The organism is Pirellulimonas nuda, from assembly GCF_007750855.1.
GTDB classification, from domain to species: domain Bacteria; phylum Planctomycetota; class Planctomycetia; order Pirellulales; family Lacipirellulaceae; genus Pirellulimonas; species Pirellulimonas nuda.
Genome location: NZ_CP036291.1, coordinates 4,703,407 through 4,716,490, shown reverse-complemented (window position 1 = coordinate 4,716,490; position 13,084 = coordinate 4,703,407). Strand labels below are relative to the sequence as shown.

The window sequence follows — 13,084 nt, the reverse complement described above, 5'->3', positions numbered from 1 at the left end:
GAGCCGAGGGGGCGGGGACGCTCCGGCTGGCGCCTTGCTTCGGCACTTTCTGCTGCTAGCGGCCCGACCGGTCGCGCAGCTCTTGCCGGTCCCCGGAACCGGCCCCGCCGTTTCCGGCGGAAAACCCGGTCCGCGGGGTTTGGCACGCGGCGTGCATAAGGGGGCCGCGTTAGCAGGGGGGCAACGCCTGCTCACGAACCGGTCCCATGCCACTCGGCCTGTACATCGCTGCGGACGGCGCCCAAGCGCAGTCGAAGCGGCTCGAGACGATCGCCAACAACCTGGCGAACGTCGACACCGCTGGCTTCAAGCCAGACATCGCTACGTTCCAGGCCCGCTACTCTGAGGCGATCCAGCAGAACCAAGACTTCCCCGGCTCGCAGTCGATCAACGACATCGGCGGCGGCGTCAAGGTGATCCAGACGCAGACCAATTTCGCCGCGGGGCGGATCGAGCACACCGGGAACGACACCGACCTGGCCATCATCGGCGAGGGGTTCTTTCAGGTCCAAGGTGGGGACGGTCAGCAGTACCTCACCCGCGCCGGCGACATGCGGCTGGACAACACCGGCCGGCTGGTGACCGCCGACGGCGACCGCCCCGTGCTCAGCGCAGACGGGTCGTCGATCACGCTCACCCCGGGCGTCCCCTGGAACATCTCGGTCGACGGCTTCGTCCAACAGAACGGCGAAGCGGCGCCGCTGGCGTTGGTGCGGCCCGAGTCGCTGAACGAGCTCACCAAGGTCGGCTCGAACCTGTTCCGCCCCGGCGGCGAGGTAGAGCCGGTGGCCGCCAATCAGCGGGAGGTCCGTCAGGGCTACCTAGAGATGTCGGGCTCCAACTCCACGCGGCAGATGATGTCGATGATCGAGACGTCACGAGCGTTCGAAGCCAACGCCAAGATGATCCAGAACCAAGACCAGATGGTCCAGAACCTGGTTGGAAGGCTGCTGCGAGCGTAGGAGCGACGCGGCTCGCGCCGCGCCGGGGGCGGGGACGCCCCGGCTCACACGCTTCTTCCTAGAACCTAACGCCTAAAACCTAAGACCTGCTTCCATGAGCGTTCAAACCCTCTACACCGCCGCGACGGGCATGGAAGCCCTCGAGACGAAGCTCGACGTGATCGCCAATAATATGGCGAACATCAACACCACCGGCTTCAAGAAGGACCGGGCCAACTTCGAGGACCTGTTCTACAAGCAGGAACGCCTCCCCGGCGCCCTCGACTCGGACGGCAACCGCACCAGCACCGGCATCGAGGTCGGCCTCGGCACGCGCGTCAGCAGCACGCAGAGCGACTTCGACCAGGGCGCCTTTATCACCACCGGCAACCAGCTCGACGTGGCGATCGAGGGGGACGGCTTCTTCCGCGTGCAGGACCCCAACGGCGACTACCTCTACACCCGCGCCGGAAACTTCGGCATCAACGCAGACGGCAACCTGGTGATGGCGTCGGCCAGCACCGGCTGGCTCATCGACCCCCAGATCAACATCCCGCCCGAGGCGGTCAACATCATCATCACCCCCGACGGCGTCGTCCAATACCAGACGACCGACTCGACCCAGTACCAGGGTGGCGACCAGCTTCAGCTCGCTACGTTCATCAACCCCGACGGCCTGCTGAAGATGGGCGACAGCCTGTTCAAGGAGACCGAGGCGTCCGGCAACGCGCAGACCGGCAACCCCACCGACCCCGGCTTCGGGTCGGTGCGGCAAGGCTTCCTCGAGGCCTCGAACGTCGAGCCGGTGTCGGAGCTCATCGACCTGATCACCACGCAGCGGGCCTTCGAGCTCAACTCGCAGGTGGTGCAGGCGGGCGACCAGATCATGCAAGTGGTGGCCAACCTGCGTCGCGGTTAACGCCCCGGCGGTCGCCGTCTACCTACTCACTCGCTCCGCTCCCGACTCAACCGGCTGATGAACAACTTCTGGCGACTACTGCTCTGCGTGCTGGCGTTCGCCACCTGCCTGAGCGTGCGCGCCGCCGACGTGGTGCTCCGCGACGAGGTGATCGCCTCGGGTTCGATCATCCGCCTGGGCGACGTGGCGCTGCTGCAGGGCGACGCGGACCAGGTGGCCCGGCTGGCGGCGCTGCCGCTGATGCCGGCCCCGGGGCCGGGGACCACGCAAACCATCCGCGCCCAGGCGGTCCGCGAGCTGCTGATCGCGCAGGGCCTCGACCTGGCCGACCTGCGGTTCGACGGCGCGGTGAGCGTGCGGATCGCCCACCGCGACTGGCAGCCCGCCCAGGCGCCGACGCCCGTCTCCGCGGAGCCGTTGATCGCCGTACCGGCCACGCCAGACGCACGGCCCGCCGCGCCCGCCAGCGCCCCCGAGGCCGCCGCCGAGAGCACGTTGCGGTTCGACCCCCGGCAGCAGACCGGGTTCCGCATGCCTGTCCGCCAGCCCGAGCCCAGCGAGCGGCTCCGGGCGATCTCGCCGCGCCGCAGCGAAGCGCTGCAGAAGTGGCTCGCGGACCAGATCGACAGCCGCGTCCGCCACGAAGCGTCCGACAAGCTGATCGTCAGCAAAGTGGACATCTCGCAGGCGCAGACCGAGGTGCTGGCGCTCGCCCAGGGCACGATCTCCATCCGGCCGCTCGAAGAGCCGGCGGTTGGGTGGCGGCGGTTTGAGCTGTTGTTTCAGACCGGTCAGGGCGAAGCACGCATGAGCGTCACGGCCGAGTTGGAGCCGTCTCGCACCGTGGTGGTCGCCACGCAGAGCCTGCCGCGCGGCGTGCGGCTGGCGCCCGGCGACCTGCGGCTCCAGCGCGTAGCGGCCAGCGCCGCCCCCGCCGGCGCGATCGAGGCGCCGGACATGGCGGTCGGCCGGGAGACCGCCCGTGCGATCCGCGACGCTCAGCCGCTGACCCTCAGCGACCTCGACCAACCGATCCTCGTCCAACGCGGCGAGCTGGTGACGGTGCTGGCCGGCAGCGGCGGCATCCGCGTCCGCATGCAGGGGACCGCCCGCACCGACGGCCGGCTGGGCGAGATGATCGAAGTAGAACAAGTCGACAAGCGCGGCCGGCTGGCGGCGCGGGTGGTCGCCCGCGGCGAGCTGGCCGTGGGCGCGCTCGGCGATTCCGGCGCGTCCCGCCAAGCTTACAGTCCCCTCGGGAGCCCCGTCCGATGAACAAGCCCGCGCTCAACACGATCGTCGCCGCCGCAATGCTGCTGGCCGTGGGCGTCGCCCGCGGTCAGGAAGGGAGCCTGTGGCAGGCGCCCCCGTCGCTGCCGACCGGCCAGTTCACGATCGAGAACAGCTCGATCCTCTACCAGCCGCTCCCCCCCGAGGCGCAGGCCCGCGAGCTGATGCGGGAAGACATCATCACCGTGCTGGTGGACTACCGCACCAGCATGCTCAGCGAGGGGCAGACGCAGAACCGCAAGACGGCCAACTTTAACGCCGTGTTGGCGGAGTGGCTGGCGTTCGACGGCAACAGCATCACCGGCCTGGACAGCGTGCGGCAAGACCCCGAGATCGCCGGTCAGCTCAACAGCCAGTACCGCGCGCAGAGCGACCTCGAGGTGCGCGACTCGCTGACGTTGAGGATCGCCGCGAAGGTGGTCGACATCCAGCCCAACGGCAACCTGGTGATCGAGGCCCACCGGCAGATCCGCAACAACGACGAGGTGTGGGAGCAGTCGCTCTCCGGCGTGGTCTCTCGGCAGTTCATCAACGCCGACCGCACCGTGCTGAGCGACAAGATCGCCGACCTCAAGATCTACAAGCGAGAGCTGGGACAGGTCCGCAACGGCTACGCCCCCGGCTGGCTCGCCTGGTGGTACGGCAAGTACAAGCCGTTCTAGGAGGGTGTTAGGCGTTAGGTATTCGTCGTTAGGAAAATTAAGCACCCGCACTTTTGCCGCAAGAGAGTCATGTTCGCTTCACCGTCGATCACGAGCAGCTTCCGCAGTCCGCCTTGGCGCGTCTTGGCGTGCTTGGCGTGCTTGGCGGTTCCCACTTTTTTCGCGGACCAAGCATTTGCCGCTAGCCGGGCGCAGCTCCGCAACATCTGCCGGGTGAAGGGGCAGGAAGAGAACGTGCTCAAGGGGATCGGGCTGATCGTCGGCCTCAGCGGCACCGGCGAGTCGGGCGACGCGCAGACCATGCGTCACCTGGCCCAAGCGATGGAGTCGCTCGGCAGCCGGGTGAGCCTGACGGGCCGGCTGGACGAGGAAGCCCTGGAAGACCTCAAGAAGGTGAAGAACGTCTCGGTCGCCTGGGTCACCGCCACGGTGCCCGCCACCGGCGCCCGGCGCGGCGACCAGCTCGACTGCTTCGTCGCCGGCATCAACGGCAAGAGCCTGGTCGGCGGCCGGCTGGCCTACGCGGCGCTCACGGGCCCCAACTCGCAGGACCGCCAGATCTACGCCCTGTGCCAGGGGCAGCTCACCGTCGACGACCCCGACCAGCCGATGGTGGCCCGCGTCAGCAACGGCTGCCAGATGGAGCAGGACGTGTTCACCCCGTTCGTCAAGGACGGCATGATCACGCTGGTGATCGACCGCAACCACGCCGATTTCGCCGTGGCCAGCGCCATCGCCGAACGGATTAACTACGACTACGGCGACCAGTTCTCGCGTCAGGGCGAGCAGCAGGCCCAAGGGCAGCAGCCCCAGACTCGCCAGGTTTTGTTGCAGGACGAGGAGGCGGGCAAGCTGGCCCGCGCGGTCAACGCCGCCAACGTGGTGGTCCGCGTGCCGCAGCACTACTCCACGTACCCCGTGGCGTTTGTGGCGGAGATCCTGGAGATGACCATCGACATCGTCGAGCCCGAGGCCCGCGTGGTGGTGAACCCGCGATCGGGCAGCATCGTCATCAGCGGCGACGTCGAGATCGGCGCCGTCGTGATCACCCACCGCAACCTGGTGATCGAAGCGGTCGGCACGGCCGAGTTCGCCCGCGTCGACCCCGGGCAGTTCAACAGCACCAAGCTCGACCGCCTGCTCGAGGCGCTGACCGCCCTCAAGGTGCCGGCCGACGACGTGATCGAGATCATCCGCGGCATCGACCGCAACGGCAAGCTGCACGCCAAGCTGATTGTTGAGTAGTCCGCGGGGCAGGCCCCGCCGGCGTCCGAATCAAACGACTATCCATCCCCGACCGCCATCAGCCATGAACACCCTCCCCTCGATTAGCGCGATGCCGGCCCCCTCCGCCCAGCAGGTCGAGGCGGCAGAAGAAGTCCGCGACGCGTTCGGCAAGTTCGTGGGGCAGACCATGTTCGCCCAGATGCTCTCCTCGATGCGAAAGACCGTCGGGAAGCCCGCCTACTTCGACGGCGGGCGCGGCGAAGAGGTGTTCCGCGGCCAGCTCGACCAGGTGCTCGCCGAGAAGCTCTCCGAGAGCGACGGCAACGGCGCGGGCGACTCGCTGGCCGACAAGATGTTCAAGCAGCAGTTCCCGCAGCACGCGCAGACGCTGGAGCGGGCCGAGCAGCACGCCCCCAAAGGCCTGGCGCCGCTCGCTGCGCTTGGCACGCTCCGCCGCTGGTAGCGTCGTCCGAAACTACGTCCCGGCGCGCCGAAGCAGGCGCGTTCGAGCACCAACCGCTTTCCCCGGGCCTGCCGGAACGGCGCCCGCTTGCGTGGGCTTGTTCCGGCCTACGCGGACCCACTTGAGATCGACTCCATGAACGAAGCCTCGCCGCCGCTCGAAGAGGGCATCGCGCTGCTGCTGGCCGACCTGTCGGCCGTGCAGACCGAGATGCTCGGCGTCCTGCGTGACAAGTGCCAGCGGCTGGTGAGCCAAGACGTGGGCCAGATCAAGGCCCTCCAGCCGGCCGAGCAGGCGCTCATCGAGCGCCTGACCGCGATCCAGGCGCGCCGCGAAGCGTTGCTAGCACAGGCCGAGCAGCGCGGGCTGCCGGCCGAGAGCCTGAAGGCGGTCGCCGGCGCGCTGCCCGATCCGCCCCGCCGGGGGCTGAAAAAGTCGGTCGACGCGGCCCGCAGCCAGGCGCGGCTGCTGCAGCACCAGAGCCTCACCAACTGGGTGCTAGCACAGCGGACGCTGCTACACCTGTCCCAGCTGTTAGAGATTGTTGCTACCGGAGGCAAACCACGGCCGACTTATGGAAGGAAGGAACCGTTGTCCGCAACCAGCGGGGCCCTGATGGACCGCGCGGTGTGATGAAGTGAGGAGGTCAGCTATCAGCGGTCAGCGATCAGCTTTCAGTTCTAACGAGCGGCGCGCGTCTTAGCCGGAGGCTGACCGCTGAAAGCTGAGAGCCAAGTGTCGCTGACCGTTCAGTCATCCTAAAACACGTCACTCGAAAAAGTCCCTCATTGCATGTCCCTCTTCGGCTCCCTCCAACTCGCCGGTAATACGCTCCGCGCGATGCAGATCGGGCTGCAGGTGGTTGGCAACAACATCGCCAACGCCAACACCGAGGGGTTCATCCGCGAAGAGGCGGTCTACGCCCCCGCGCCGGTCCAGCGCATCGGCAACCTCACCATCGGGCTCGGCGTTGAGGTCGAGGCGATCGTCCAGAAGGCCGACCGCTTCGTCACCGACCGGCTCCGCGACGCCGCGGGGGACCGCGCCGGCGCCAACATCGAGACCGCCGCGTACCGCGACCTCGAGACGCTGCTGGGCGAGCTCTCCGACTCCGACCTCAGCACCGCGTTCACCAGCTTCTTCAACAGCATCGACCAGCTCGCCGGCGAGCCGGCCAACCTTTCGCTGCGCAACCTAGTGATCGGGAAAGGGGAGTCGCTGGCGCGGGAAGTCGCCCGTGTCGCCTCGCGCGCCTCGGACCTGAAGGGGGAACGCGACTCACGCGTGGTCGCGTCGGTCGACGAGATCAACAGCCTCGCCGAGCAGGTCCAGCAGCTCAACCTACGCATCACCACCATCGAGGGGGGGGGCGCCGGCGGCAGCCAGGCGGGCGGGCTGCGGTCGCAGCGCGACGCCGCCCTCCAGAGGCTCTCCGAGATCGTCGGCGTGCGTGTCGACCCCCAACCGAGCGGCGCCGTGAACGTGTCGCTGGGGGGCGAGCAATTGGTCTTCGAGTCGCAGCGCCGCGAGGTGTTCGCGGACACCGCGTCGGTCGGCGGACAGCGGATCACCACGGTCCGCTTCGTCGACAACAAGTCGGAAGTGCGGGCCGGCGCCGGGGAGCTGGCGGGGCTCTACTCGGCCCGCGACGAGATCATCGGCGGCTTCGAGGAGGGGCTCGACGAGATGGCCCGCTCGCTCATCTTCGAGTTCAACAAGCTCCACTCCCAGGGGCAGGGCCTCGCCGGCTTCGACCAACTGACGAGCGCCACGGGGGTGCTGGACGCGGCCGCGCCGCTCGACGCGGCCGGGCTCTCGTTCACGCCCGAGAACGGCTCGTTCGACCTGGTGGTGCGGAACAAGAACACCGGGCTCGACACGACCCACACGATCCAGGTCGACCTGAACGGCCTCGACGGCGACACCTCGCTGACCTCGCTGGCCGCGGCCATCAACGCGGTCGATGGCGTCAGCGCCGAAGTGACCACCGGCGGGCGCTTGTCCATCAAGGCCGACTCGAAGGACGCCGAGTTCGCCTTCAGCGGCGACACCAGCGGCGCGTTGGCGGCGTTGGGATTGAACACGTTCTTTGCGGGCGACGGGGCGCGGAACATCGCGCTCAACTCGGAGCTGCGCGGCGTGAAGAACGCCGGGAAGTTCGCCGCGAGCCTGGGGGGGATCGACGGCGACAGCGAAAACGCACTGCGCCTGGGCGCCTTCCTCGACCTGCGGCTCGAGGCCCAAGGGGGCGCGAGCCTCGCCAGCCAGTACGACCAACTGATCAACACCGTCGCCACCGGCGCCACCCTTTCGCAGAGCGTCGCCGATGGCTTCACGCAGTTCGAGGCCGCCCTGGAGGGGCAGCAACAAGCCCTCAGCGGCGTCAACCTCGACGAAGAAGCCATCAAGATGCTCTCGCTGCAACGCACCTACCAGGCGTCGGCGCGGTTCATCCAAACCATCTCCGAGCTGATGGACATCCTGGTGAGCCTGTAGAGCGGAGTGATAAGTGATGAATGATGAGTGATAAATGACAGTTCGGATTTAACCGGATTCATCACTCATCACTCATCATTCATCATTGATGACACCCCCAACCCCCACCGCGTCCCCTGGCTATCATCCTCCCCATCCCGACGACCCGCGTCAGCGACTACTTGGTCCGCGAGCGGCTACGCGCGAACGTGCAGGGGAACCAGACCGACCTGTTCCGGCTTCAGAACCAGCTCAGCACCGGGCGGCGGCTCTTCTCGCCCAGCGACGACGCCCCCTCCGCGTTACGGGCGATCAACCTACAACGCACGATCGAGCGCAAGACGCAGCTCCAGACCAACCTGCGGAGCGCCGAACAGGGCCTCACCAAGGCCAGCAGCTCGCTCACCGAGGTCTCCAACGTGCTGAACGACCTGCGCGCGGCGACGCTGGGCGTGGTCGGCACCGATTCTTCGCAGGACGACCGCGACGCGGTGATCGCCCAGATCGATCAGGCCCTGTTCACGCTGCTCGAGATCGGCTCCAGCAAACACCTGGAGCAGTTCCTCTTCTCGGGGACCCGTTCGCTCGACAAGCCCTACGAGGCGGCCGCTCAGTACGTGGAGTACCACGGGAACGAGTCGACGCTCCGCAGCCGTGTCGACACCGACCTGCTGTTCGGCGTGGGGCTGCCCGGAAACGAGGTCTTCGGCGGCCTCTCCGAGGCGGTGCGTGGCACGTCCGACCTGGAGCCGCGGGTCACCCCTCAGACGCGGATCGTTGACATCAACGGGGGCGCCGGGATCAGCCCCGACGGCTCGATCGAGATCGTCTACAACCCATCGGTCGGGGGCGCGACGCAGCGGGCCGTGATCGACCTCAGCAAAGCGCACACGCTGGCCGACGTGGCGCGGCTCATCGAGACCGGGGCGCCGACGGGGGCCGCCCTGGTGGTTGAGGTCGCGGGGGGCGGGTTCCGCGTCACCGCCGGCGACGGCGCCGTGGCGATCAACGAAGCCGCGGGGGGCCGCGCCGCCGAGCAGCTCGGGCTGCTCTCGCCGATCCCCTCGGGGCAGGTGGTCGGGGGCGACCTCGACCCGCTGCTGCGCAACACGACGCGTCTAGACGACCTGCTGGGCTCCAAGGCCCAGGGCCGGCTGCAGCTTCCGGGGGTCCGCAACGACCTCACGATCCGCGCCGCCTCGAGCGGCGCCGATTTCAACAATCTGACGGTCGAGATCGTTGGCACGGGGACCGTCGGCGCCGAGTCGGCCTCGTACAACGCCTCGACCAACACGCTCACCGTTCAGATCCAGCCCGGGGCGACCTCGGCCGCGAGCCTCGCCGCGGCGATCAACGCCGAGGGGACCTTCGTGGCGGCGCCCGACCCACGCGACGCAGCGACCGCCGGAACGGCCGGCTCGGGCGTGGCGGTGGTCGGCACGTACGCCGGGGCCACCGACACAAGCGGCAGCGGCGCGCCGTTCGATAAGGCGTCGGGCCTGGTGATCGCCAACGGCGGGGCGCCCTTCACGGTCGACACGTCGACGGCCGAGACGGTCGAGGACCTGCTGAACCTGCTGAACCGCCCCGAGACGGGGCTGGCCGCCGCGATCAACGCCGAAGGCACGGGGATCGACGTCCGCACCCGCCGCAGCGGCGCAAACCTAACGATCGGCGAGAACGGGGGCCAGACCGCCGGCCAGCTCGGCATCCAGACCTTCCACGAAGGGGTCAAGCTCGCCGAGCTCAACCGCGGCGTCGGCGTCACGACACGCGCGGGAGACGACCTCGAGATCGAGCTCTCCGACGGCGCCACGACGACCGCCTTCACCGTCGACCTGTCGGCCGCGCTGACCGTGCAGGACGCGCTCGACGCCATCAACACGGCTACCGGCGGCGCGGTGACGGCGCGGCTCGCGGCCGTTGGCGGCGGGATCGAGCTGGTCGACTCCAGCACGCTGACCCCTCCGGTGACGCTCACGGTGCGGTCGGTCAGCGGCAGCCAAGCGGCCATCGACCTGGGGCTGATCGCCACGGGCCAGACCGAGGCGAGCGTCACTTCAGCCTTGCCCGGCGCCGCGAGCCTCAAGGGCGAGGACCGGGCCAGCGTCGAGGTCGACAGCGTCTTCAACACCCTCTACCGGCTGCGCGAGGCGTTGCAGAAGGACGACAACGCGCCGGCCGTCTCGGCGGCCGTTGAGCGTCTGGACGACGACCTGACCCGGGTGACCTTCGCCCGCGCCGAGGCGGGCGCCCGGCTGCAGAACCTAGACTCGGTGGGGACGCGGCTCGGCGAGGAAGACATCCAGCTCCGCGCGGCGCTGTCGATCGAGATCGACGTCGACTTCGCCCAAGCGGTGTCCGACTTCCAGGCCAAACAGTTCGCGCTGCAGGCGTCGCTACAAACCTCGGCGAGCCTGTTGCAGTTGTCGATCCTGAACTTCATCTAGCTCTCGCAGAGGCGCAGAGACGCAGAGGAAGAGCCATTAGGAACCGCTCGAAGACGGATCCGGCAGCTTGGAAGTAGTGACGGAGGTAGCGGAAGACTTTGGACCAGATGACAGGATTGGCCGGATACGCAGGATGAAACCTCGGAGTGACGCACCTCGTGCCAATGTCTATCGTTCATCGATTCAGAAACTGGTCGATCCTGCCAATCCTGTTATCCGGTCATTCTGTCGTCGCGGCCTCTTGATGGGCTTGGTAATTGATGAAATGGTTCTTGATCCGATCCTGACAGGACCATTTTCTCCGCGTCTCTGCGCCTCTGCGAGATAGTCTTCGCTCAGCTCCTGAAACCCGCCGTGCCGATTACCCGCCTCGCCCCTTCGCCCACCGGCGCCCTGCACCTGGGCAACGCGCGGACCTTCTTGGTGAACTGGGCGATGGCCCGGCAGCAGGGGTGGCGCGTGCTGCTGCGGATCGAAGACCTCGACGGGCCGCGCATCAAGGCGGACGCCGCGGCCGACGCGATCGACACGCTCCGCTGGCTAGGGATGGACTGGGACGAGGGCCCCAGCTACCAGTCCCGCGACCCGGCGCCCTACCACGCGGCGCTGACGCGGCTGGCCGCCCAGGGCGCCATCTACCCGTGCCGCTGCACGCGCTCAGAGGTGCTCGCCGCCTCGGCGCCCAACGAGGGGGACGCCGAGCTACGCTACTCGGGGGCCTGCCGCCCCGCGGGGCCGACGCCGCTGGAGTTCGTGGCCGACCCGCGGGTGGCGTGGCGTGTGCGGACCGAGGACCGGACCGAAGTTTTCGACGACGGCTGCGTCGGCAGGGTGAGCGAGAATCCCCACCGCACGGTGGGCGACTTCCTGGTAGCCACCAAGGCGGGGGTCCCCAGCTACCAGCTCGCGGTCGCGGTCGACGACGCCCGCCAAGGGGTCGACCGCATCGTCCGCGGCGTCGACCTGCTGAGCTCAACGCCGCGTCAGAGCCTGCTCCGCGGCCTGCTGGGGCTGGCGCCGGAACCGGCGCATTGGCACCTGCCGCTGGTGGTGGGGCCCGACGGGCGGCGCCTCGCCAAGCGGCACGGCGACACGCGTGTGGGCTACTACCGCGGCCTCGGCGTGCCGCCCGAGCGGATCGTGGCGCTCGTCGCGTCGTGGAGCGGGCTGCCGAAGCAGCCGCGGCTCTCGGCGGCCCAGTTCGCCCAGCGCTTCGACATCGCCCGGCTGCCGCCGGAGCGGGTGGTGTTCCAAGAAGAGCACGACGCGTGGCTGAAGGCCGCCGACGCGGGCAGCTAAGGCGCCACGCAAAAAAAGGCGATGGGGCCAGCCGTTGCCGGCCCCATCGCCATGTCTGCCTCGCCGCGGCTGGGCTAGCGGTTGCGACGGCGGCGCCAGGTTGCGACGCACGCCATGCCCAGCAGCCCGGTCAGGGCGAGCGAACTCGGCTCGGGGACGCCAACCACGGCAAACGCGTTGGCGCTGGCCAACTGGGTGGCGCCGGTGATGTCGTACACACGCAGGCGGATCTCGTACTCTCCCACGGCGTTGGGGTCGTACATCTTGCTGAACGGCGGCAGCGAGAAGAAGCCGAAGTCCATGCGGGTCGAGTTGCTCACCACGTACCCCACGCTGTCGTCGCTCCACGCGCCGGGGCCGGGGTTCAAGAAGAACCCGTCCGTCTCTTGCCAGCTATCGACCAGGGCGTCGGGCGTGCCGTCTGCGTCGAACACCGGCAGCAAGAAGTTCACAAAGTCGGCGATGCCGGCCGCCGGGTCGAAGTCGAGGCTCAGTTCGAGCAGGTAGTTGGTCAGCCCGCTGGCGCCCGGATCGAACTGGTAGTCGAAAGCCAGGTTCGACACGCCGGGCGTGACCACCGTCGACAGCCCCGCGTCGACGTAGTAGCGGTTGCCGACGATCGCGTTGGGTTGACCGGTGTCGCGGTCGCGGGCCTTGACCGCTACCGACACGGTGTTGCCCATCCCCGGCACGCTGTCTTGCACGAAGCCGTTGATCGGGATGCCGTCTCCGGCGATGAACTCGGGGCCCGACGCATCAAAGACGTCGACATCGACGTTGGTCATGGTGACCGCCCAGGCCGAAGGGGCGGCGCCGAGCAACGCGACGAGCGCGCCGGCCAGGATGGATTGGAAGGGGGCCGAGGGTGTTTGCATGAGTCGTGCCTGGGTGCGGTGTTCGAGGGTGGCGAAGAAAAGCAGCAGCGGCGAACGGGCGACGCCCCCCCACGCCGAGTAAGATAGCGCTGCGGGGCGTCGCGAAGGCCTGGCCGCGTCAGGGGGGCCGGACGCGACCCCACGCAGGAAAGCAACGCACGTGCCAATGGTCGGACCGACCGTGCCGCTCGCCGCCGTTGCGTACGAAACAAGCCGCTGCATCGGGTCGGAGTGCCGGTGCTGCGGGCCGGCGGGTGTAGAGAAAACGCAACGCGGCGAGGCGATAAGTGTTCGGGCCGTACGCCCGTCCGGAGGACCAACGGGCGGCGTTCGGAAACCCGCCGTGGGGGTCGCCGGCGTCGCTGATTTAACCGAATCTGAACCCAGGCGGCGCCGCGTTCTCGTACGATGCTCCGTTCACACCGGGACCCCGCCGGCGCGCGCCGGACGGCCCTCTACCACCAATCGGGAGTTTTCATGAAG

At 68.4% G+C, this 13,084-nt stretch carries 11 protein-coding genes; 10 read left to right on the top strand and 1 reads right to left on the bottom strand.

Features of this window, described 5'->3' with window-relative positions; genetic code table 11:
- The first annotated feature begins 206 nt into the window (after positions 1-206).
- The 10 genes from flgF to gluQRS all read left to right on the top strand — a co-directional run bounded on the left by flgF (position 207) and on the right by gluQRS (position 11,726).
- Positions 207-962, top strand: coding sequence for a flagellar basal-body rod protein FlgF (gene flgF / locus Pla175_RS18370; RefSeq protein WP_145288576.1), 756 nt, complete (start codon positions 207-209; stop codon positions 960-962).
- Positions 963-1,056: 94 nt separating this feature from the next.
- Positions 1,057-1,860 (top strand): flagellar basal-body rod protein FlgG, encoded by an 804-nt coding sequence (gene flgG, locus Pla175_RS18365; RefSeq protein ID WP_145288573.1) that lies wholly within the window; start codon positions 1,057-1,059, stop codon positions 1,858-1,860.
- Positions 1,861-1,917: 57 nt separating this feature from the next.
- Positions 1,918-3,135 (top strand): flagellar basal body P-ring formation chaperone FlgA, encoded by a 1,218-nt coding sequence (gene flgA, locus Pla175_RS18360; RefSeq protein WP_145288569.1) that lies wholly within the window; start codon positions 1,918-1,920, stop codon positions 3,133-3,135.
- Positions 3,132-3,812, top strand: coding sequence for a flagellar basal body L-ring protein FlgH (locus Pla175_RS18355; RefSeq protein WP_145288564.1), 681 nt, complete (start codon positions 3,132-3,134; stop codon positions 3,810-3,812). Before flgA ends, Pla175_RS18355 begins: the two co-directional genes overlap by 4 nt.
- A 69-nt stretch (positions 3,813-3,881) precedes the next feature.
- Complete coding sequence (locus Pla175_RS18350) at positions 3,882-5,057, top strand: flagellar basal body P-ring protein FlgI (protein WP_145288561.1); 1,176 nt, start codon at positions 3,882-3,884, stop codon at positions 5,055-5,057.
- A gap of 64 nt (positions 5,058-5,121) precedes the next feature.
- Positions 5,122-5,502, top strand: a complete 381-nt coding sequence (locus Pla175_RS18345) for a rod-binding protein (RefSeq protein WP_145288558.1) — start codon at positions 5,122-5,124, stop codon at positions 5,500-5,502.
- Positions 5,503-5,637: 135 nt separating this feature from the next.
- Positions 5,638-6,135: a flagellar export chaperone FlgN gene (gene flgN, locus Pla175_RS18340; protein WP_145288555.1), complete on the top strand. Its 498-nt coding sequence runs from the start codon at positions 5,638-5,640 to the stop codon at positions 6,133-6,135.
- A 159-nt stretch (positions 6,136-6,294) separates the two neighbouring features.
- Positions 6,295-7,998 carry a flagellar hook-associated protein FlgK gene (flgK, locus tag Pla175_RS18335; protein ID WP_145288552.1) on the top strand — a complete coding sequence of 568 codons (1,704 nt, stop codon included), beginning with the start codon at positions 6,295-6,297 and terminating at the stop codon, positions 7,996-7,998.
- A 161-nt stretch (positions 7,999-8,159) separates the two neighbouring features.
- Positions 8,160-10,427: a flagellin N-terminal helical domain-containing protein gene (locus Pla175_RS18330; protein ID WP_261342786.1), complete on the top strand. Its 2,268-nt coding sequence runs from the start codon at positions 8,160-8,162 to the stop codon at positions 10,425-10,427.
- 354 nt (positions 10,428-10,781) lie between these two features.
- On the top strand, positions 10,782-11,726 hold the full coding sequence (gluQRS, locus tag Pla175_RS18325) for a tRNA glutamyl-Q(34) synthetase GluQRS (RefSeq protein WP_197526969.1): 945 nt from the start codon (positions 10,782-10,784) through the stop codon (positions 11,724-11,726).
- Between the two features lie 74 nt (positions 11,727-11,800).
- Here the strand turns inward: gluQRS and Pla175_RS18320 are convergent, their stop codons facing one another.
- A complete protein-coding gene (locus Pla175_RS18320; protein WP_197526968.1) occupies positions 11,801-12,601 on the bottom strand; it encodes a PEP-CTERM sorting domain-containing protein in 801 nt (266 codons plus the stop codon).
- Positions 12,602-13,084 lie beyond the last annotated feature (483 nt).